General features: G+C 64.1%; 1 protein-coding gene. It reads left to right on the forward strand.

Translation table 11 applies throughout. The features are described 5' to 3' along the window. The coding region (gene rplS / locus WDW90_RS40120) for a 50S ribosomal protein L19 (RefSeq protein ID WP_336493119.1) at positions 1-256 on the forward strand (256 nt) is incomplete at both ends.

Raw genomic sequence — 256 nt, forward strand, 5'->3', positions numbered from 1 at the left:
GGCCGCGAGATCCCGGAATTTGGCCCGGGCGACACTATCGTCGTCAGCGTGAACGTCGTCGAGGGCGAGCGCAAGCGCGCCCAGTCGTACGAGGGCGTCGTGATCGGCCGCCGCAACCGGGGACTGAATTCCGCTTTTACGGTGCGCAAGATCTCGTCTGGCGAGGCCGTGGAACGGACCTTCCAGCTCTATTCCCCGCAGATCGCAGGCATCGAGGTGAAGCGCCGTGGCGATGTGCGCCGTGCTACACTTTATT

Source organism: Methylobacterium nigriterrae (genome assembly GCF_037106235.1).
GTDB classification, from domain to species: Bacteria; Pseudomonadota; Alphaproteobacteria; order Rhizobiales; family Beijerinckiaceae; genus Methylobacterium; species Methylobacterium nigriterrae.